Genomic DNA, 20887 nt, shown 5'->3' with positions numbered 1-20887 from the left:
CGAAGGCGCCCGGTCCCCAATCAGATACGCGTCAGCGACCCGGTCGCAACCACCGGCCCGGTCGGCGTGCTGGCGGGCGATCCGCCTGGCGGCTCGATCGAGATCGCCAGCGTTGCCCCGGTGGCCAGTGCCGCACGATCAGCGGCGCTCAGCGAGATTGCGGTGGTGCCGGTCGCGTTCAGCAGCCCCAGCGAATGCGGCACGCCATCGGCACCGATGCGCCACAATTGCGCAACCTTGTTTGTCGGCACCGCAATCTCGGTCGGCACGCGGACCTGGCCACGGCCGGCGTCGAACAAGGCGGCGAACGCTTGGCCCTGCTTGGCATTCGCGGGCACCATCGCCGCGGCGAAGGTGACCGGTGCCGGCATCTCACGGCTAGGGGCGGGCGAAGGTGCGGGAGACGGCACGGTGTCGATCCGGGTCGCGATCACCAGCGCGAGCGAAGCGGCGAGCGCCGACGCAAGCCCGGCCGCCCATTTCCACGGCCGAGCACTGGCGGTGCTTTCCATCAAGCGCCGCTCGATCCAGGCAGGCGGTGTCACATCCGGATAGGCGGCGTAAAGCACGGCGAAGCGCGTGCGCCAGGTTTCCACCTCTTGCGCGAAATCCCGCTCGTCCAGCGCACGACGCAATGCCGCCGCGCGCTCCTCCCCGTCGAGAAGGCCAAGCGCCAGCTCGGCGGCGGTCGCGCTATCGTCAGGCGTCAGCGGCATCGAGGCAATCCCGCAATTTGATGAGGCCACGGCGCACCCAGCTTTTCATGGTGCCAAGCGGCACCGCGACACGCGCTGCCAGTTCGGCATAGGTCAGGCCCTCGAAGAAGGCTGTCCGGATAACGTGCGACTGGTTCGGCTCAAGCGTGCCGAGGCAGAAATGCAGCAACCGCTCGCGCTCGTCGAGCAGCAACGCATCGGACGTCAGGGGTGCCGGATCGGCGACTGCCTCAAGCGTCTCGGTCGGCGCGGTGGGTCGCGCATTGGCGCGGCGCCAGTCGATCGAGCGATTGCGCGCGATCGTCGCCAACCACGCGATCGCGCTGCCGCGCGCGGCATCGAAGCCATCGGCGCGGGTCCAAACGGTTAGGTAGACGTCCTGCAACACGTCCTCTGCGGCCTTTCGTTCGCCACAGATACGTAGGCAGATGCCAAAAAGCTTCGACGCCGTCATTTTATACACCAGGCGAAAGGCGCGGGGATCGCGCTGCGCTGTACGACGCAACGCATCGCTCAGTCGCGCCCTTGAGATATCGTCCACGGATCCCCCTTCACCGCTTGCTCGCGAGCCTGTGCTTGTGGAGCAAAAGCATTGAACGCGAAAGGGCGACAAGCCGCGGCCACTCACCGACAAGTGCGTGCACACGACAGGACCATGAATCAAATCAGGCGATTTGCGGCCATGATGCATGCGCCGGCTACTAAGACGAGTCCTGGCGCGCTTACCGCGATGCCTTGGTGCAATGCGTCCCAGAGAAAACGAAGGTGCGCAGTGACGCTGGCGGCCGCAGGGTCGCTGGAGCTGACCGGAACCTCGCGACGTGGGGTCGAGGCTTGAGGTTAGGGAGCAGAGCGCCGCGCTCAATAGAAAGCTGAAGGCAAAGAAAAAGGGGCGGCTCTCGCCGCCCCTGTATCCTCCTGCTTTCCCAAAGGGAAAGTTGGCGCGCCCGGAACGATTCGAACGTCCGACCCTCAGATTCGTAGTCTGATGCTCTATCCAGCTGAGCTACGGGCGCGTTGGAGTGGCGCTGATAGAAGGCACTTTCGGATTGCGCAAGAGCGTTGCGGCCGACTTTTGCAAAAAGTATGCACGGACCATGATTTCTCGCGCTTTCCTGCCAATGCTCGCCCCCGCTTTCCTGATGGTGGGCTGCACGACACCCGCCGCTTATCCTTCCCTGCTGCCTCGGGCCGCCGAATCACAGGCCCTGACGGAGCCGGCGCCTGCCGCGCCAACGCCACCTGCTGCAGACCCGGCGCTGGATGCGACACTGGCCGATATACAGCGGACGCTTGCTGAGCAGACCGCTGCGTTCGACGCGGCAAGCGGGCGCGCCGAAGCGGCCGTTGCCGCCGCGCGCGGCGCGCCGGCCGGAAGCGAAACCTGGCTTGATGCGCATGTGGCGCTGGCGGCGCTGGACGCCTTGCGCGCCGCAACGTCGGAACTGGCAACCAGAGTGGATGACCTTGCCAGCGAACGCGCGCTGGCGCTGCAGCCCGACTATTCCGCGCTGGATACAATGGCGGATCGCGTCCGGGTAGAGGTGCAACGCCAGGCGGAGCAGATCGCCGCGCTGCAAGGACGCTTGGCGCCAGCCTGACGCGTTCGGCTCACAACGGCCGCAGCGCACCGTTACGCAGGTACATGGCGGTGATGGTGATCTCCGTCACGCCATGGCCAACGCGCACCGCCGTAACCTTGGGCGACGGCTTGCGGCCCAGGATGAAGTCCAGGATCGTCACCTTCGGATCGCCGGACGCGCCGCCCCCGTCCGAGCGATCGGTGTCGCCATTCCCCGTCACGTCATGACGAAAGTCGATCGCATAGGTACCCGGCGCGGTCACGGGCATGCAGACGCGCACCGGGCCACTTGCGGGCGCCGGCACTTCGACGCGCGTCAGCCACCCCTTTTTCTCGAACCATGTTGATGTCGCACCACCAAAGGTACGCACCCGCAGATTGCCGGTTCGGCTCTTGAGCCCAATCACGTTCACCAGGATCGCGGGGGCACTGCCGGTGCTGCAGCGCGCGGCATACGGCCCAAGGATCCCCGTTCCGCCTTGCGCGGCAGCCGGGGTAGTCAAAACAAGAGAAGCAAGGGCAAGCATCGACAAGGTCTTCATGCCGCATCTGTTCGCAGACGGTGATGGCGCAACCATGGCAGAGCGGCGCGAAAACAAGACCATGACGTGTCAATGTGTCTGTTGATGTGACAGGCGATCGCGCGCTGGCATACGCAAGCCGGCGATGGTGGGCGCTGACGGGTTCGAACCGCCGACCTACTCGGTGTAAACGAGCCGCTCTACCAGCTGAGCTAAGCGCCCCCTCGCGGGAGAAAGCCCCTTAAGCGCGACCGGTGCGGCGCACAAGGCTCCTGTGCAGCCCGCCGCCGCTGGCCCCCGGTCACGGAAGCAGGATCAGACGACCGGAAGGCCGAGTGCCTGCGCCATGGCGGCATAGCGACGCATCGCATCGAGACCGCGATCGGTCAGCGACATAAACGCGCGACGCCGGTCGAACGGATCGGGACGGCGCTCGAACATGCCGGCCTCGGTCAACCGCGCGATCCAGCGCAGCGCCGTTGTCGGTGCGACAGCCGCGGCGATGCACAGGCTGGAGACGGATACATGCGCGCGCTCCAGATGCGCGGCATAAAGGTCGAGCATCATGTCCCACGCCGGATCTTCGAACAGACCGGGGCCGACATAGCGATCACGCAAACGTCGTGCACGGACGATCTGCCGGATATCGGCAGCGGTGATCGGATGCTCACCGCCCGGCTCGGAGGCGAAGTCCAGCCCCACTTCGGCAACAACAGCGGCACGGGCCGGCTCATCGTGCTTTGACAAGCGGGCGAGAACATCTGCGATCCGCGCCACCTCTGCGTTCAGCCGCGCCAGCCGTGCCGCCTCGTTTTCGCTGACGCGGTCATGCATGGCGAGGTTGGAAAAGCCCTGCGCCACGGCGATCGCGCCGATCCAGTCGCCGGGGCTCGGTTCGCACAGGATCTGATGTCGCGACATCATCAGACCCGCGGCGGTGACATCGATCTGATCGGACCCGATCGCCACGACGAGCGCCAGGTCACGTCCGGCCGCCAGGCCATCGAGCCGCGACAGCGAGCGGGCCATTTCGTCATCTGATACCTCGCGGGCATCGACCAGGACGAGCGGCCGTGATGCGATGCCCGCAATCCGCTGCACCGCCTCGCCGAACGGCGCCGTGGTGACGACACGCCCGCCTGCGAGCATCACGGCGGCGCCTGCCCCGGCGCCGCCTGGTGTTTCCTCTCCAACCTCGTTGATCAGCACCGCATCGAAGCGTGCGCTGATCTGGGTCTTATAGTCTTCGTTCAAGTGCATGCATCACTCCGATCCGAATCGAACCCAAGTGTGCCCCGCCCCAGGTCCCATCTTGATCTAACATCCAAAATGGGCGGGCATACATGCTAAATCGTCTTTTATATCCGAATTGGATCGACGACGATCAATCCAAGGATTTGACGATCTCCTCGACCATCTTCTTGGCGTCGGCAAGAAGCATCATAGTGTTGTCGCGGTAGAAAACTTCGTTATCCACGCCGGCGTAGCCGACACCGCCCATCGAGCGCTTGATGAAAAGGACCGTCTTGGCCTTTTCTACGTCGAGCACCGGCATGCCGTAAATCGGTGAAGTCTTGTCGGTTTTCGCAGCCGGATTTGTCACGTCGTTGGCACCGATGACAAAGGCGACGTCTGTCTGGGAGAATTCGGAATTGACATCCTCCAGCTCGAACACTTCGTCGTAAGGAACATTGGCCTCGGCCAGCAGCACGTTCATGTGCCCCGGCATACGGCCGGCCACCGGGTGAATGGCGTATTTTACGCGAACACCGTGCTCCTTCAGCTTATCCGCCATTTCGCGCAAGGCGTGCTGCGCCTGCGCGACCGCCATGCCGTAGCCCGGCACGATGATGACCTGCTCGGCCTGGCTCATCAGGAAGGCGGCATCCTCGGCAGAGCCACGCTTCCACGGACGATCGATTGCCGCACCGCCGCCGCCGCTCGGGCCGGCCTCCGCACCGAAGCCGCCCGCGATCACGCTGATGAAGCTGCGGTTCATTGCGCGGCACATGATGTAGCTGAGGATCGCGCCCGACGAGCCGACCAACGCGCCGGTGATGATCATTGCGGTGTTATGCAGCGTGAAACCCATCGCTGCGGCCGCCCAGCCCGAATAGCTGTTCAGCATCGACACCACGACCGGCATGTCCGCGCCGCCGATCGGAATGATCAGCAGGAAACCGATGGCGAAGGAAAGCGCCACAACGATCCAGAAGTCGAGCGGCGACTGGGTGAGCCAGAAGGAGAAGGAGAACCACAGGATCATCAGGGCGACGCCCAGATTGATCGCGTGGCGCATGGGCAGCATGATCGGCGCACCGCCCATGTTCCCGTTGAGCTTCAGAAAGGCGATGACCGAGCCGGAGAAGGTGATCGCACCGATCGCGACACCCAGGATCATCTCGACGCGGCTGACACCGTGGATCGCGGCAAAGGGCGCGCCGATCAGCGGCGTGACGATGTCGGCGATGCCGAACGCGACCGGATTGAGGAACGCAGCAATCGCCACCAGCACTGCGGCCAGACCGACCAGGCTGTGGAAGGCAGCGACCAGCTGCGGCATCGCCGTCATGGCGATCCGGCGCGCGGTGACCACGCCGATCACGGCGCCGATGCCGATCGCGGCCAGTATTTCGAACACGGCCAGCGTATCGACGCGCTGCATCAGTGCCGCATAATCATAACCGGCGACCTCGCCGACGGCGAGCACCGGCACTGTCGGCACGTGGGTGACCAGCGTGGTGACCACCGCGATCGCCATGCCGATCATGCCATAGCGATTGCCACGGCGGCTGCTTTCCGGGCTGGAAAGCCCGCGCAGTGCGAGGATGAAGCACACACCCGCTATCAGGTAGGCGAGCGCTACCCAGGGATTGTCCGCGACGTGTTCCACTATCCTCTTCCCCCCTTGTTCGTCATCCGGCGCCTGCCGGGTCGCCCGGCGACAGGCGCAGCTATGCGGCCTGCGGCGCCCGGTTCGTCACCGTGCGCCGCGATTCGTCAGTGCTTGGCGACCGCCGGCCGCTCCTTCTTCTTGTACATTGCCAGCATGCGCTGGGTGACGGCAAAACCGCCGAAGATGTTGATGCTGGCCAGCACCACGCCGAGCAGGCCCAGCCATTTGGCGCTCGGCGAACCGCTCGCCGCCGCGGCGATTAGCGCACCAACAATGATGACGCTGGAGATCGCGTTGGTCACCGCCATCAGCGGAGTGTGGAGCGCCGGCGTGACCGACCAGACCACGAAATAGCCGACGAAACACGCCAATACGAAGATCGACAGGATCGCGATGAAGCTCAACTTCCCCTCCCTTTCAAACCGCGGATGGTGAGAATGCTGAGACACGCTCGCACGCTCATCCAGCGCCTCAACATTTGCCGCCCGCCCGATCATGCATCTGACCGTACGCGGGCGTGCAGGACAGCATCAGCCGGCTGCCAGCAGCCGTTCGTTGACGACCTTGCCATCCCTGGTCAGCCGCACCGCATCGCCAATTTCCGCGTCCAGCACGGGCCGCCCCTGCTCCTTGTCCCAGAAGGCGGACAGGAAGTTGAACAGGTTGCGGGCGAACAATGCCGACGAGTCTGCCGCGAGGCGCGAGGGCACGTTGCGATGCCCGACGATCTTCACGCCATGCTTGACGACGATCTCGCCTGCGACGGCGCCCTCGACATTGCCGCCCTGCTCCACCGCCAGATCGACGATGACGCTGCCCGGCCGCATGGTCGCGATCTGCGCATCGCTGATCAGCCGCGGCGCGGCGCGCCCCGGGATCAGGGCGGTGGTGATGACGATATCCTGCTTGGCAATATGTCCGGATACCAGCTCGGCCTGCGCCTTCTGGTATTCCTCGCTCATCTCCGTCGCATAACCGCCCGAGCCTTCGCCCTCGATCCCCGCGACATTCTCGACGAAGATCGGCTTGGCGCCGAGCGACTGGATCTGCTCCTTGGTGGCGGAGCGCACGTCGGTGGCCGATACCTGCGCACCCAGGCGCCGAGCGGTGGCGATCGCCTGTAGCCCGGCAACGCCGACACCCATCACGAAGACCTTGGCCGCCGATACGGTGCCCGCGGCCGTCATCATCATCGGAAACGCCCGGCCATATTCCGCCGCCGCATCCAGCACGGCCTTGTAGCCCGACAGGTTCGATTGCGAGGACAGGATGTCCATCGATTGCGCACGCGTGATGCGCGGCATGAATTCCATCGCCAGCGCCTCAAGCCCGGCAGACGCATAGGCATCCACCCGCGCCCGATCGCCGAACGGGTTCAGGCCCGCAGCGATCCATGCGCCCGGCTTCGCCCCGGCGAGCGAAGCCGGCTCCGGCCCCTGTACGCCAAGGATGATGTCCGCCCCGGCAATGGTGCCGACGCGGTCGGAGACGGTGGCGCCGGCATCGCGATACGCCTCGTCGGCGATCGATGCGCCAGCGCCGGCGCCAGTTTCAACGGCCAGATCTGCGCCCAGCTGAATGAACTTCTTCACCGTCTCCGGTGTTGCCGCCACCCGCCGCTCGCCGTCCGCCCCCTCTTTAAGGACAGCGATCTTCATGGCTCAGGCGATCAGCCAGATAACGAAAGCGGCGAGCAGAATGCAGGCCAGCGTGCCCCACTTCAGCATCGCCATCACGCGATCGTAAGTGGCGGCATGCGCCTTCGTGACACCGCCGGTGGTACCATGGTCAGCCATAGCGTTCCTCTTTCCCCAAAAGCCTTGTGTAGCGTCTTAGTCCGCTCGACGGCCACCCCTCAAGCCTGCTTAAGCCTGCTTTTACTTGCACGGCCTAAAGCAGGACGCGGGATGGAACAGGACCACAGATGACGCGCAACGGGCAGCGCATGCTGATGCTGATAGATGACGAGCCTGCGCAGCGCCGCCTGGTGGCGGCGCTGGCGGCGCGTGGCGGCTGGCGTACGATCTTTGCGGGCGATGCCGAAACCGCGATCGCCATGCTGGGGACGCAGGACGGCATGCGCCTGGATGCGATCCTGTTCGATCAATGGGGCGAGGATGCCGACGCCTCCGTGCTGATCGCCGAGCTGCGGGCCCGTCGCCCGGCATTGCCGGTCCTGGTGGTCACCGCCAACGGATCCGTCGCACATGCGGTGAGCGCCATGCGCGCCGGTGCGACGGATTTCCTGGTGAAGCCGCTCGCCCCCGAACGGCTGCTGCACGCGCTGGACGCTGCGGTAGAAGGCACCGCCGCAGGCGAGCTGCGCCCGCTGACCGAGAAGATCCCGGCGATGCTGGGCTTTGACGAAATCGTCGGATCGGAGCCGCAATTCCGCGCGGCACTGGCGATCGCGGCAAAGGCCGCACGCGCGCGCGTTGCCGTGCTGATCGAGGGCGAAAGCGGCGTCGGCAAGGAAGTGGTGGCGGAGGCCGTGCATGCCGCCAGCCCGCGCGCCAAAAAGCCGATGCTGACGGTGAATTGTGCCACCCTGCCCGCCAATCTGATCGACAGCGAATTGTTCGGCCACGAACCGGGCGCCTTCCCCGGCGCCTTCGATCGAAAGGTCGGCAAATTCGTGGAAGCCGATGGCGGCACGCTCTTCATCGACGAAATCGCCGACATGCCGCTGGAGACGCAGGACCGGCTGTTTGACGCGATGCAGACCGGGCTGATCCATGCGCAGGGCGGGCGCCACCCACGCGAGGTGGACGTGCGCGTGGTCGCCGCCACCAACAAGCGGCTGACCGAAGAGGTGGAGGAAGGCCGGTTTCGCGAGGAGCTGTTCTTTCGGCTGAACGTCGTGCCGGTGACGATCCCGCCGCTGCGCGAACGCGCGCAGGATATTCCGGCCCTCGCGCGGCATCTGCTCGCCCGCATCGCGCTGCAGCCGGGCTTGCGCCAGCTAGGCATCACCGACGATGCGCTGGCCCTGCTGGTCGATTACGATTGGCCCGGCAATGTGCGCCAGCTGCAGAATGCGCTGTTTCGCGCCGCGGTGCTATGCGAGGGCGATGCGCTCACGCGGGCCGACTTTCCGCAGATCGCGTCGCTCGATGCCCGCCGCGTGCGCGTGCCTCAGCCGCAGCATATGTCCACCTCTGGCGGCGTGACGTTGTTCCACGCCGACGGCAATCTGCGCGCGCTGCAGGAAATCGAGGCCGACGTGATCCGCCTGGCGATCGGCCATTACCGCGGCCGGATGACGGAGGTCGCGCGGCGGCTCGGGATTGGGCGCTCGACCCTGTACCGCAAGCTCAGCGAACTCGGGATCGACAGCGCGGCGTAACGCCGGCCGCTCAGGCGCTCGGATCCTTGCCGCCCGCGCCGGTTGGCACCGAGAGCGGATCCTCCTCCGCGTCATCATAGCCGAACGTCGCCCAATCGGCGCCGTTCTCGGCTGCGTCCGGCATGCCCTCCGCCATCATCGACTGCTCGCCCGGCGCCGTGTGGCAGCCATGAAGATACGCCTTTGCGATCAGATTGGCGGATATCGGCGCGGTGATGAACAGAAATAGAGTGATCAGCAGCTCATGCGCGGTCCATACCCCGCCATGGACCGGGAAATAGACCACCGAGGCGACAAGGCAGCTGCCGACGCCCAGCGTGGTCGCCTTGGTCGGGCCGTGCAGCCGGCTCATCAGCGACGGCAGCTTCGCGAGCCCCCAGCTGCCGATCAGCGCGAAGCCGCCACCCAGCAGGAGCAGCCCGGCGATTACGGCATCGGCGATCACGGTGACAGTCATTCCACCACGTCCCCACGCAGGAGGAACTTGCAATAGGCCGCCGTGCCGACGAACCCGACCATCGCCAGCAGCAGCGCGGCCTCGAAATAGGTGGTCGTCGTCTGCTGAATGCCGATCAGGATAATGAAAGCGATCGAGTTGATGACGAGGGTATCCAGCGCCAGAATCCGGTCTGCCGGGGTCGGCCCGCGGAACAGGCGGAACAGGTTGAGCAGCATGGCAAGCGCGATGCACCCCATGGCGATAATGAGGGCGGCGGCGATCACCGGAAAATCTCCAGCAGCCGACGCTCATAGCGTGCCTTGATGTGCGCGATCTCCGCATTGACGTCGGCCACATCCAGCGCGTGAACCAGAAGGTGGCGCCCGTCGGTCGATATGTCGACCGAAACGGTACCCGGCGTGAGGCTGATCGTGCCGGCCAGTAGGGTGATCGCCTCGGCGGAATGCAGCTCGAGCGGAATGGCGAGCCACCCGGGCCGCAGATCACGATTGCGGCGAAACAGGATCAGGCGCGCAACGTGGAAGTTTGCGACGATGATGTCGCGGATCACCAACAGCACGAACCGGAGCAGCGGCAGCTCCCACCGCATCGCCGGGCGGTCGGGCCAGAAAGCCGCGGTATAGACAGGGATAAGCACCGCAAAGAAAGCGCCAAGCAGCAGGCCGCCCATGCTGAACGAATTCAGCATCAGCATCCAGATGAGCAGCAGCATGGCGGTGAGGCCGGGGTGCGGCAACAGGCGCTTCATGAGCCCACCCCGCTCGCTGGCGGCAGCACCGCGCGCGCATAATCGGCCACGTCGAAAATCTGGTGGCTCGCTGCCTCCATATAGGCGGTCACCGGCCCCGCCGCGACGGTCAGCAGCACCATGAGCGCCAGCAGAAAACCAGCCGGCGCGGCCTCCTTAAGCGGTAAGGCCCGTGCGCCACTCGTGCCTGGCGACGGTGGCGCATCGCCGCTGCTCTTCCAAAACAAGGTGCTGCCGGCCCGCGCGAAGCCGATCACCGCAACAAGGCTGGTGATCAGGATCGCGGCCCAGATCGCCGGCCACCACGACGACGAGAGCGTCGCCTGCAGGATCAACAGCTTGCCGATAAAACCGGACAGCGGCGGCAGCCCCGCCAGCGCGATCCCGCCGGCGAAGAACAATGCCGCCAGCACCTGCTGGCCGCGATAGCCCGGCGTGACGACGATCGCGTCACCTTCCGTGCCGCGCCAGCGAATCAGAAGGTCGGTGACCAGGAACAGGAAGGCCGCGGCAAGCGTGGTATGCGGCAGATAATATAGCGCCGCCGCCATCGCCCTTTCCTGGAACACCGCCACGGCAACGAGAAGGATTGCGGTAGAGCCGATCAGGCCGAAGGCGGTCATCACGCGCAAGTGGCGCGCGGCGAGGAAGCCGGCAAAGCCGAGGATCATCGTGCCAAGCGCCGCCGGGATCATGTAGCGGCCGGCCGCACCCGCAAAGATCAGCGGGCCGGTGCGGATGATCGCATAAGCGCCCACCTTTGTCATGATCGCAAACAGCGCCGCGACCGCAGGCGCGGTGCCGCTGTAAGCGCGCGGCAACCAGAGGTGCAGCGGCAACAAGGCGGCTTTCAGCGCGAACACCGCGGTGAGCAGCAGGCCGCCGGCGCGGAACAGCCCTTGATCGCCAATCGGCAGGGCGCTTGCGCGCACCGCCATGTCGGCCATGTTGAGCGTGCCGGTCACGCCGTAGAGCAGCCCCAGCGCGATCAGGAACAGCGTGGAGCCGACAAGGTTCACGATTACATATTGCACGCCTGCCGTCAGCCGCCGCGCCCCCTGCCCGTGCAGCAGCAAGCCGTAAGACGCGATCAGCAGCACCTCGAAAAAGACGAACAGGTTGAACAGATCGCCGGTCAGGAACGCGCCGTTCAGCCCGAGCAGCTGAAACTGAAACAACGGGTGGAAATGCCAACCGCGCCGGTCGAGGCTGGTCAACGTCGCATGAATACTCACCGCCAGCGCCAGCGCCGCGGTGAGCACGAGCATCATCGCCGCCAGCCGATCGAGCACCAGCACGATGCCGAACGGCGCTGGCCAGTCGCCAAGCGCATAGATTCCGATCTCGCCGGTCGCCGCCTGCCCCAGCAGCACGAGGTCGATCGCGAGCAGCAGCGCGGTCGCGCCGATCGACACGCCAGCCCCGATCCACCGGCGCCGACGCCGGAACAGTAGCGAGAGGGTAGCGGCAAAGGCAGGCAGCAGCACCGGCGCAGCGATCAGCGCGCTCATGTGCGGTTCTCCCGATCGAGGAGATCGGGATCAGGCGTGCCGTCGACCTGATCGGTCCCCGTTTCCAGGAAGGTGCGCAGCGCGAGCACGAGTGCCAGCGCGGTCATGCCGAACGAGATGACGATGGCCGTGAGCACCAGCGCCTGCGGCAGCGGATCGGTATAGACGGCCACGCCCTTGGCGTAGATCGGCGGCTTACCCACCACGAGCCGACCCATGGCGAACAGGAACAGGTTGATCGCATAGGACAGCATGGCGAGGCCAAGCACCACCGGAAAGGTGCGAGCGCGCAGGCACAGGTAGATGCCGCCGGCCGTCAGCGCACCGATTGCGGTCGCGACAAGAAATTCAATGCTCATGGACGCGCGCCCCGCAATTTCGCAGGGTCGATATCCATCGGGCCATCGTCCTCGACCGGCTCCTTCTGCGCCCGCTGCGCGATATGGCTGAGCTCGGCCAGCGCCAGCATCACCGCGCCGATCACGGCCAGCGCGACCCCGATGTCGAACAGCATCGCGGTCGCCAGCTCGAACTTGCCGACGATCGGCCAGCTGACATAGCCAAAGGCGCTGGTGAACAAGGGCGCACCGAAAACCAGCGAGCCGACCCCGGTCAGCGCCGCGATGATGACGCCAAAGCCGATCAGGGCATGTTCGTCGATCTGTCGCCGCTGATCCGCCCACTCGAATCCCGATGCCATATATTGCATCAGCAGCGCGATGGAGACGATCAGCCCCGCGATGAAGCCGCCGCCCGGCGCATTGTGGCCGCGCAGGAAGACATAAAGCCCTACCATCAGCGCCAGCGGCAGCAGAAGCCGCGCGGCAACCGCGAACATCATCGGGTGGCGCTCCGGCGAGCGCGGCAGATCGGCGATCCACGCGCGCAGCCGCTGCCCCGATACGCCGCGCGCGGCCGGTTGCAGCAGCGCAAAGATGGTGAGCGCGGCGATGCCAAGGACGATGATCTCGCCAAAGGTGTCAAAGGCGCGAAAATCCACCAATGTCACGTTCACGACGTTGGTGCCACCACCGCCCGAATAGCTGTTTGCCCAGTGAAAGGAGGAGATCGGGTTGCGCGGCTCGCGGGTCATCACCGCCCAGGCAGCCAAGCCGCTGGTGACACCACCCGCAACGCCCAGCACCAGATTGCGAACCCGTTCGGGATTGCTGGAAAGCTGCACCGGCTGCTTGGGCAAGAGATTGAGCGCGAGCAGCAACAATAAAATGGTGACCGTTTCTACCGAGATCTGCGTCAGGGCGAGATCGGGCGCCGACAAGTGAATAAACGCCAGCGACACGACCAACCCGATCACGCTGATGTAGATCAGCGTGACGAAGCGTTGGCGGGGAACCAACGCGACCGCCGCCGTCGCCGCCATCAACAGGCTCCAGGCGATGATCGCGATCGGCGGCGCCGGCAGCAATTCGCGCGTCCCGGCCGAATATCCGCCGTACCAGATTCCCTCCACGCCGATCGCGACCGCAAGCAGGAACAGCAGCGCCAGTTGGCGTTGCAGCGAGCCGTCGTGGACGGTGTCGCTCAGCCATCGTGCGGCCCGCACCAGGCGCTCGATGCCGGCCTGAAACACTGGCTTTGCTTCGAACAACGGCAGCGCAGCCCACGCGCGCAGCAGCGGCGCATATCGCCATAGCAGGACGACGCCGGCAGCCACCGCGGTCACGCTCATCACCAGCGCAGGGGTCACACCATGCCAAAGCGCAGGGTGAAAGCCCGATGCCGTACCGCCGGTGATATCGGCTGCCGCCGGCACGACCAGCCAGCCGGTGAGCACCGCCGGAAACAGCCCGACCAGCAGCGTCAGCGCGACCAGCACCGCCGAGGGCGCCCATAGCCCGAGCGGCGGGTCATGCGGCGCGGCCGGATAGCTGTCACGCCGCGGGCCGAAATACAGATGCACGATGAAGCGCAAGGAATAGCCGACGGAGAGCGCAGCGCCGATGACCGCCAGGGCCGGCACGAACCAATGCGTGCCCAACCACGCCGTATGCACCGTCTCCTCGAGCATCATTTCCTTGGAAAGGAAACCGCCGAATGGCGGCAGACCCGCCATGGAGGCAGCCGCGATCGTGCCCAGCGCCGTTGTGATCGGCATCAACCGCGCAAGGCCGCCCAACAGGCGAATGTCGCGCGTGCCTGCCTCGTGATCCACGATGCCGGCGTTCATGAACAGCGCGGCCTTGAAGAGCGAATGGTTGAGCAGGTGAAAGATGCCGGCCAGCGCCGCGGCCGGCGTGCCGAAGCCGAAAAGCATGGTCATGAGGCCAAGCTGGCTTACCGTCGAATAGGCCAGGATCGCCTTCAGATCATTTTTGAACAAGGCGATCGCCGCGCCGACCACCATGGTGACGAGCCCGGTCGTGCCCACCAGATAGAACCACCAGTCGCTACCCGACAGCACCGGCCACAGCCGCGCGAGCAGGAACACCCCGGCCTTCACCATGGTGGCCGAATGGAGATAGGCGCTCACCGGCGTCGGCGCCGCCATCGCGTGCGGCAACCAGAAGTGGAACGGGAACTGCGCCGATTTCGTGAAGCAGCCCAGCAGGATCAGCAGCAATGCCGCCGGATAGAGCGGCGAGGCTCGCACGATGTCGCCGCGCAGCAGCACGTCCGCCAACTCATAGGAGCCGGCGATGTGCCCCAGCATCAGCAGCCCGCCGATCAGCGCGAGTCCCCCGCCCCCAGTTACGGCCAACGCCATGCGAGCTCCCTGTCGCCCGTCGGCCGTATCGCTGCGGAAACCGATCAGCAGAAAGGAGGAAAGGCTGGTCAGCTCCCAAAAGACGAGCAGCAGCAGGATGTTGCCCGATAGCGAGATGCCCAGCATCGCGCCCTGGAACAGCAGCAGCAGCGACAGGAACTTGCCCATCGGGTCACGCGGCGAAAGATAGAAGCGCGCGTAGATCACGATCAGCAGCCCGATGCCGAGGATCAGCGCAGCGAATAGCAGGCCAAGCCCATCGAGGCGCAGGCTGAGATCGAGGCCGAGCGCAGGCACCCAAGGAAGGCGCAGCGCATCCGGCGCACCCCCGAGCACGCCCGGCGCGATAAAGATGAGCAGGCCAAGCGCAGCGACCACATGCGCCACCGCGATGCCGGCGTGCACATCACGGCTTGCGCGCGGCGACAGCGCCAGCCAGCCGGCACCCAAGAACGGCAGCAATGCCAGCAGGATCAGATGCAAGCCGCGCTCCCCGGCATGAACCGGTCGCGTTCAATGATCTGGTCTTGTTCCGGCGTCCCGCTGGCCTTTGCACGGAACAAGCAATGTCGAATCATCAGGGCACGGTTCTCCAGCGCTGGCGGCCCGACCAACGCACGACCTGCCCAATCAGACGCGGGATCGGGCACCCACCGCGGTTATCGCGCCCCTCACCCCGATCTGCAAGCACAAGCTGGCTCAAACGCGCATGGTGCGCCGACACAGGCCACGCGCCTCTCATTTGAGGCCGAATACATCACGTTTGACCCCAGAAATAGACGCAAACAAGGCCGGTGGTCGGCAGGCCATGGCCAACGGTAGCACCAGATCTTGGCCCATTTCTCACCCGGCTCGTCCGCACCATTACGGAATGGCTTACACCGAAATTGCGGTTATCTCATATGGCGGGTACCGCACAGGCAGCATAGAAGCGCACCGTCAATGATGTCACAGGTGTCGTTACCATCATGTTGCATGATCCTGTCGCGGAATGCAGGTCCGAAGCAAATGCCGGAAAGTCGACGATGGACGACAAGCTGAACGAGGGCACTCCAGCGCAAAGCGAAGCGCTTGGACGACAGGAAGTCGTCCGACAAGCCGCTGTTTACGCGTCGGGCGTCCTGTCGATGGCGGACAATCCGGCATTGCAGCAACTTGTTGAAGAGGCAGCACAATACTTCTGCGTGCCCATGGCGGCCGTCTCCATCATTGATCGCGATCGGCAATGGTTTCCTGCCGGCCATGGCCTGGACGTTACGGAAACTGCGCGAGAGGTCTCGTTTTGCGACTACGCGATCAAACAGGCCGATGAAATACTCACGGTGCTCGATGCGAGGTACGACCCGCGTTTTCGCGACAACCCAATGGTCACCGGACCGACTCACGTCCGCTTCTACCTGGGCTGCCCGCTGCTGGACGCTAACGGTCGGGCGCTTGGTGCCCTATGCGTCATCGGCGTCGATCCCCGCGCGCATGTCAGCGAAGAAGAATATGCCCGGCTTCGCGCACTGGCGAGCGAGGCGACCCGCATCATCACGCACCACCAGCTCAGCCCGGTCGACCGTACCACCGCACTGGATACGATCGGCAGTCAGATCGAAGACCTGATCCGCAGTGGGGACGAAAGCCTGGTCACCGATCTGGACGCCATGCTCCGCCGCCTGGAGCGGCAGGAAGACAGAGAGCGTCGACGCGGCAAGTAGCCAAGCGTTTCAAGCACCATTGTAGCACGCCTCCGTCAAGTCGTGGACACCGCGCCGCGTCCGTGTCTCGATTGCAGACGATTGAGTTAATGCGGCAATCTCCCCAACCACTTAGGTGAACTACCTAGAGCCAAGGTTTAGTGCCGTTAATCTAATGTGATCCAGGGTTTGCCTCCAAAAGGTGCAAGCACCTCTGCCCAGGAGGAACTCTGATAATGTCGCCGAATAAGATGCTGATCGAGGTTGGACCCGCGCGAACGGCGCCCATTCCGGCTGCCGACACCGTATTCTCCCATCGCTGCGCGACATACTGCACCACTAACCGATTTGCCCGGTCATGATCGCTCGTTCGCAGTTCGCTAACGCCCAGCCCTATGCAGGCCGTAGCATCGTTGCAGCACCGCCGATCTTGGAAGCGATGAGGCAGCGCGTGCGCATCATCGTAGAGGATTGCCGCGATCTGATGGCCCTAACACAGGCGACCCTGATCCAAGTTTCGCGGTATCGCGCGGAACGGCCGCGCCTATCGCTCTGGAACGCGCAATATGCGGCCGACCGAGGTCTGCTTGCCTCGTACGGTGCCGATCCTGCCACCGCCGCCTGGACACGAGACATAGAGGAAATATCCGCCGCGCTTATCGATCACCTGGCAAGCAAATGGTCGCCAACCTGCACGCCACCCCGGATAGGTTTCATCACCGACGGGACGGGTCTTGGCATGTCGACGGATGATCCCTGCCCGTCACGACCCGGCTGGCTGCTGCGCCAGCTAAGCGGCGAATGCGCGCTGACCTGCCTGCTGCCGTTTGCCGGGGGCACACCATGGCCGTTGATTCACCCGATTAATCGCGCTTCACCGGCGCACTAAGTGCGCGCCCATTTCACGATGCTACGCCCAAGCTACGCTGGGCCGGGCGGCTGCGCTTCAGCGGTGATCGCTATCAGCGGTGATCGCTATCAGCGGTGATCGCTATCAGCGGTGATCGCTATCAGCGGTGATCGCTATCAGCGAACCTCAACAGAAGCGCTCAGTCAAAATAAACATTCGACGTCACGGAAGATTGAATAGCAGCTGCTAATCGTAGCCATTCTGGACCATTACCTCGTGTAAAATACATAGATGTATTTCGTCCATATTATCAGGCGCATAAGCCAGTAAGCTGGTTATCGCATTTTCACCGTTCAGGTGATACTTGATCCGGCATGATCATCCGGGATCATCTTCGAATCCTACCGCAACGGTCCTCTGCGACCGAAGCTCAAGATCATCACTCTGCGGGGATTGCTCAAAAGGTAAAAGCAGCAGGGTTTCGGGCACAAGTGCGCACGCAGCAACTGAGTCACTCCAGCTACGCTATCGCGGTTCTGTGCACGTGGCTTGGCTTTATTCTCGCGGCGCTTCCGTTGTGTGGCTGGCTAATCGACAGCCGGTTTCTTGCCCGTCTTGTTGTCGGTTCGCAGCCAACCTGGCCGCTCGTCAGTGTCGGCTACATTGCGTTGGCGGCCAGCTTGTTGGCCACGATCATGACCAAGCAACGATTGGCGATCGCATTGATCAGCATACCAGCGTTGTTTGGCATTGCCGCGGTCATCAAGCACGTGCTGAACATCGGTCCACACTTGGATCATTTCGTGTTGCGGGAAAGTATCTCTCAATCCCAAGCGCCAGTGGCCGGGGCGCCCGGTTACCACGCCGCAATCACCTTTCTTCTGCTCACCACCGGCGTCGCGCTTGCCAATCTCCACGGTCATCGGAGCGGCCGGATTATGTCGATCCTCGCTTCTCTAACACTCGGTTTCAGCACGCTTTCAGCGTCTCTAATCCTTCAGGGTGCTGGCCGGATCGACACGGACTGGGGACCGCTCGTCGGCTCGCTGCCGGCAGCGTTGAGTTCTGCGTTTCTGTCCATTGGCCTGCTCGCCTGGCGAGCCGAATCCGGTTGGAGCGATCTGATCAACAACGAAGGCGCCGAATGGCGAGCGATGCGTCTCGCCTTCCCGGTGGCGCTGACCGCGCCTACCCTCATTTTGACATTGCGGTTTTGGCTGATCCGTTCTGGCACCTTGGCTCCGCTACCGGCTGAGTTTCTGAGCCTCGGCCTCACCGTGCTGGTTGTCAGCGGCATGCTGTTCTGGTGCGTGAACATGGTGATACAGGAACGTGCGTCGGTACAGGAATTCCGATCGGCGCTCGACTCCACGGCAGTTGCGCTCACCGATCCCGACGGCAGGATTTTGCACTGGTCGCGGGGCTGCGTCGATCTTTACGGCTGGACTGCGGATGAAGCGATCGGCCGCCACAAACGCGATCTGGTTGCCCCCGGCGTTTTTCCTTCCGCCCAAGACCACACCGATGGTCACACAGAGTTGGTGGAGATCAGCCGCGATGGGCGAGAGTTGCGCGTGTTGCAGCAGATACGGCGGCTGGAGCGGCGCGGCACGGACGCGATGCTCGTGATGTCGATGATCGATATCACGGAACGCACGCGCGCGCAGGACGCCTTGCGTGAGAGCGAAGCGCGGCTTGCGATGGCCGTGGACGCGCACGGCATCGGCATCTTCGATTGGGATGTAAAAAGCGGCGTTATCGACTGGTCGGCCGGCGCCGAGGAGCGGCTGGGACTAGAGGCGGGGTCGCTGCACGATTACGACCAATGGCAGGCGCTTGTAGATCCAGACGATCTTGCCACCATCAACAACCAGATCGACGACGCCACTAGGACGAAGGCCGATCGGTTCGGCTTTAAGTTCCGGATTAACCAACCCGATGGATCGATGCGATCGATCGAAGGATCTGCGCGCGCTTTCTACGACGAGGCTGGCGAACTCATACGCACGCTCGGCGTCAACGTCGACGTTACGCAACGGGAGGAGCGCGAAGCGCGCTTGCAGGCGCGCGAAGCGCAGCTCGTGTCGGTTCTGGAAACCGTGCCGGACGCAATGGTGGTGATCAATGATTCAGGTCAGATCCTCTCCTTCAGCCGCACGGCCGAACAATTGTTTGGCTATTCCGCCGAAGAGGTGATCGGTCGGAACATCTCTATCCTGACCCCCACCGAGCATCAGGATAAGCACACAAGCTATTTGACCCGATACCTCACCACAGGCGACAAGCGGGTTATCGGAAACAACCGCCTGTTGACCGCGATCGCCGCCGATGGGCGCGAAATCCCGATCGAGCTCAGAGTTGGCGAGGCCATAGCGGCCGGTGAGCGTCTGTTCACCGGCTTCATCCGCGACATCAGCCAGCGCTTGGACAATGAGGAACGACTGAACACATTGCGGTCGGAGCTGACCCATCTGTCGCGATTGGGAGCGATGGGGGAGATGGCCGCCGGGCTTGCGCACGAATTGAACCAGCCGCTTGCCGCGTCGGCAAACTTCGTCGCCACCGCTTCACTGTTGCTTGAGGAAGACGCGGAGTCCGAACAGGTCCGCGAAATGCTGGACCAGGCGCGGGCGCAGGTGCTTAGGGCAGGCGACATCATCCGCCGCCTGCGCGATTTCGTATCGCGTCGCGACTCAGAGGTGCGTGCCGAGCGCGTGGATGACACTTTGCGGGATGCGGTGGCGCTTGTCCTTGTCGGCCAGAAGCAGCTTGATGTGACGGTCCGCTACGAGCTCGACCCGACTGCAGTCTTCATGTTCGCGGATCGCGTGCAGATCCAGCAAGTTCTGGTCAACCTGCTCCGCAATGCATTGGAAGCGATGCGCAGCGCCGACGTGCGACATATGAACATCATGATGCAAAGCAACGTCGTCGACCCGGAAACGGTTGAGATCGCGATCAGCGACAATGGTCCCGGATTGCCAGCTGACTTCTTTCAGGAAAACCATGCACCGTTTTTCTCGACCAAGGGAGAAGCTAGCATGGGTGTGGGCCTTTCGATCAGCCGTCGCATCATCGAAGCACATGGCGGCGAGCTTATGGGTGAAAACATGCCGGAGGGTGGCGCAAGGTTCCGCTTTACCGTTCCGATGATCAATGAAACGGAGCTTGAGCTTCCCTGATGCGCACCATCTACATCGTGGACGATGACGATCCCGTCCGGGCCTCCCTGCAAAGCCTTCTCTCTGTCCGCAAGAACTTGCTGATCAGAAGCTTTCGCTCCGGCGATCTGTTTCTGGAGCAAGTGGAGGAGCTTGACCCCGGCGTTCTACTGCTCGATTTCAATATGCCGGGGAGCAACGGGCTAGACGTTCTGCGCGCCTTGCGCCCCTTCGGCAATCGCTTCGTGTCCATCGTGCTGACCGGCAAGGGGAGCATCGATGTCGCGGTTCAGGCGATGAAGATCGGGGCCGTGGATTTTCTCGAAAAGCCGTATGATCCGGTGGTCCTGCTGCAGTTGATCGATGCGGCCTTCGTGCAGCACGAGCAGCAGCATGCGATGGAAGAACGCACCGCCCAGGCTGCCTCGCGCATCGATGCGCTGTCTCCGCGCGAGCGAGACGTGTTGAAGGGCCTGATCGAAGGGCGGTCCAATAAGGTTATCGCATTCGAACTGGAGCTAAGTCCACGTACTGTGGAGATCTATCGCGCCAATTTGATGCAAAAGCTCGATGTGCGAAGCCTCTCGGATGCACTGAAGATCGCCTTTGCGGCCGGCATGTTCCCAGACGCTTGAGCGCGGGTGCCGCGCTTCTCTGCCTGCTGATGGCAGTGCGGCTAAGGCGAGAAC

Annotated in this window: 20 protein-coding genes and 2 tRNA genes; 6 read left to right on the top strand and 16 right to left on the bottom strand. The window is 63.8% G+C overall.

Annotation, left to right across the window (positions count from 1 at the left end):
- Positions 1–20 precede the first annotated feature (20 nt).
- The 3 genes from SPDO_RS02215 to SPDO_RS02205 form a co-directional block, all read right to left on the bottom strand.
- Complete coding sequence (locus tag SPDO_RS02215) at positions 21–716, bottom strand: anti-sigma factor (protein WP_088365795.1); 696 nt, start codon at positions 714–716, stop codon at positions 21–23.
- The gene (locus SPDO_RS02210) at positions 700–1257 is read right to left on the bottom strand and encodes a sigma-70 family RNA polymerase sigma factor (protein ID WP_245828999.1); all 558 of its coding nucleotides are present in this window, start codon (positions 1255–1257) and stop codon (positions 700–702) included. Before SPDO_RS02210 ends, SPDO_RS02215 begins: the two co-directional genes overlap by 17 nt.
- A gap of 398 nt (positions 1258–1655) precedes the next feature.
- Positions 1656–1732: transfer RNA gene (locus SPDO_RS02205), tRNA-Arg, on the bottom strand.
- Between the two features lie 81 nt (positions 1733–1813).
- Here SPDO_RS02205 and SPDO_RS02200 point away from each other — a divergent pair.
- Entirely contained in the window at positions 1814–2317 is a 504-nt protein-coding gene (locus tag SPDO_RS02200) for a hypothetical protein (RefSeq protein ID WP_143559559.1), read from the top strand.
- A gap of 10 nt (positions 2318–2327) precedes the next feature.
- Here SPDO_RS02200 and SPDO_RS02195 read toward each other — a convergent pair whose 3' ends face one another.
- From SPDO_RS02195 to SPDO_RS02165, 7 genes are all read right to left on the bottom strand, one after another.
- Positions 2328–2705 carry a DUF2141 domain-containing protein gene (locus SPDO_RS02195; protein ID WP_245828997.1) on the bottom strand — a complete coding sequence of 126 codons (378 nt, stop codon included), beginning with the start codon at positions 2703–2705 and terminating at the stop codon, positions 2328–2330.
- 260 nt (positions 2706–2965) lie between these two features.
- Positions 2966–3041 (bottom strand) — tRNA-Val (locus SPDO_RS02190).
- 93 nt (positions 3042–3134) lie between these two features.
- Entirely contained in the window at positions 3135–4079 is a 945-nt protein-coding gene (locus tag SPDO_RS02185) for a winged helix DNA-binding protein (RefSeq protein ID WP_088365792.1), read from the bottom strand.
- A 124-nt stretch (positions 4080–4203) separates the two neighbouring features.
- Positions 4204–5712: an NAD(P)(+) transhydrogenase (Re/Si-specific) subunit beta gene (locus tag SPDO_RS02180; protein ID WP_088365791.1), complete on the bottom strand. Its 1509-nt coding sequence runs from the start codon at positions 5710–5712 to the stop codon at positions 4204–4206.
- Between the two features lie 107 nt (positions 5713–5819).
- Positions 5820–6119 carry a proton-translocating transhydrogenase family protein gene (locus tag SPDO_RS02175; protein ID WP_088365790.1) on the bottom strand — a complete coding sequence of 100 codons (300 nt, stop codon included), beginning with the start codon at positions 6117–6119 and terminating at the stop codon, positions 5820–5822.
- Between the two features lie 126 nt (positions 6120–6245).
- Positions 6246–7373 carry an NAD(P) transhydrogenase subunit alpha gene (locus SPDO_RS02170; RefSeq protein WP_088365789.1) on the bottom strand — a complete coding sequence of 376 codons (1128 nt, stop codon included), beginning with the start codon at positions 7371–7373 and terminating at the stop codon, positions 6246–6248.
- 3 nt (positions 7374–7376) lie between these two features.
- Positions 7377–7511: an aa3-type cytochrome c oxidase subunit IV gene (locus SPDO_RS02165; protein ID WP_088365788.1), complete on the bottom strand. Its 135-nt coding sequence runs from the start codon at positions 7509–7511 to the stop codon at positions 7377–7379.
- 128 nt (positions 7512–7639) lie between these two features.
- Here SPDO_RS02165 and SPDO_RS02160 point away from each other — a divergent pair, with 128 nt between their 5' ends.
- A complete protein-coding gene (locus tag SPDO_RS02160) occupies positions 7640–9061 on the top strand; it encodes a sigma-54-dependent transcriptional regulator (protein ID WP_088365787.1) in 1422 nt (473 codons plus the stop codon).
- A 10-nt stretch (positions 9062–9071) separates the two neighbouring features.
- Here the strand turns inward: SPDO_RS02160 and SPDO_RS02155 are convergent, their stop codons facing one another.
- The 6 genes from SPDO_RS02155 to SPDO_RS02130 are packed head-to-tail and all read right to left on the bottom strand — an operon-like array spanning position 9072 to position 14988.
- Positions 9072–9518 (bottom strand): Na+/H+ antiporter subunit G, encoded by a 447-nt coding sequence (locus tag SPDO_RS02155; protein ID WP_088365786.1) that lies wholly within the window; start codon positions 9516–9518, stop codon positions 9072–9074.
- Positions 9515–9784, bottom strand: coding sequence for a K+/H+ antiporter subunit F (locus SPDO_RS02150; RefSeq protein WP_088365785.1), 270 nt, complete (start codon positions 9782–9784; stop codon positions 9515–9517). Before SPDO_RS02150 ends, SPDO_RS02155 begins: the two co-directional genes overlap by 4 nt.
- Entirely contained in the window at positions 9781–10269 is a 489-nt protein-coding gene (locus SPDO_RS02145) for a Na+/H+ antiporter subunit E (RefSeq protein ID WP_088365784.1), read from the bottom strand. Before SPDO_RS02145 ends, SPDO_RS02150 begins: the two co-directional genes overlap by 4 nt.
- Positions 10266–11780, bottom strand: a complete 1515-nt coding sequence (locus tag SPDO_RS02140) for a monovalent cation/H+ antiporter subunit D (RefSeq protein WP_088365783.1) — start codon at positions 11778–11780, stop codon at positions 10266–10268. The genes SPDO_RS02145 and SPDO_RS02140 overlap by 4 nt, the downstream gene beginning before the upstream one ends.
- Complete coding sequence (locus SPDO_RS02135; RefSeq protein WP_211279973.1) at positions 11777–12139, bottom strand: Na+/H+ antiporter subunit C; 363 nt, start codon at positions 12137–12139, stop codon at positions 11777–11779. Before SPDO_RS02135 ends, SPDO_RS02140 begins: the two co-directional genes overlap by 4 nt.
- Positions 12136–14988: a monovalent cation/H+ antiporter subunit A gene (locus SPDO_RS02130; RefSeq protein ID WP_088365782.1), complete on the bottom strand. Its 2853-nt coding sequence runs from the start codon at positions 14986–14988 to the stop codon at positions 12136–12138. The genes SPDO_RS02135 and SPDO_RS02130 overlap by 4 nt, the downstream gene beginning before the upstream one ends.
- A 542-nt stretch (positions 14989–15530) precedes the next feature.
- On the opposite strand from SPDO_RS02130, the gene SPDO_RS02125 reads away from it, so the two are divergent.
- The 4 genes from SPDO_RS02125 (at position 15531) to SPDO_RS02110 (ending at position 20833) form a co-directional block, all read left to right on the top strand.
- Complete coding sequence (locus SPDO_RS02125; protein WP_211279972.1) at positions 15531–16208, top strand: GAF domain-containing protein; 678 nt, start codon at positions 15531–15533, stop codon at positions 16206–16208.
- A gap of 337 nt (positions 16209–16545) precedes the next feature.
- Positions 16546–17076 (top strand): hypothetical protein, encoded by a 531-nt coding sequence (locus SPDO_RS02120; RefSeq protein WP_088365781.1) that lies wholly within the window; start codon positions 16546–16548, stop codon positions 17074–17076.
- Positions 17077–17411: 335 nt separating this feature from the next.
- On the top strand, positions 17412–20219 hold the full coding sequence (locus tag SPDO_RS02115) for a PAS domain S-box protein (RefSeq protein WP_088365780.1): 2808 nt from the start codon (positions 17412–17414) through the stop codon (positions 20217–20219).
- Positions 20219–20833: a response regulator transcription factor gene (locus SPDO_RS02110; RefSeq protein WP_088365779.1), complete on the top strand. Its 615-nt coding sequence runs from the start codon at positions 20219–20221 to the stop codon at positions 20831–20833. Before SPDO_RS02115 ends, SPDO_RS02110 begins: the two co-directional genes overlap by 1 nt.
- Positions 20834–20887 lie beyond the last annotated feature (54 nt).

The organism is Sphingomonas dokdonensis (assembly GCF_002197685.1).
GTDB lineage: Bacteria > Pseudomonadota > Alphaproteobacteria > Sphingomonadales > Sphingomonadaceae > Sphingomonas > Sphingomonas dokdonensis.
Note: the sequence above shows the minus strand (reverse complement) of the source record. Positions and strands in the feature narration are given on the sequence as shown.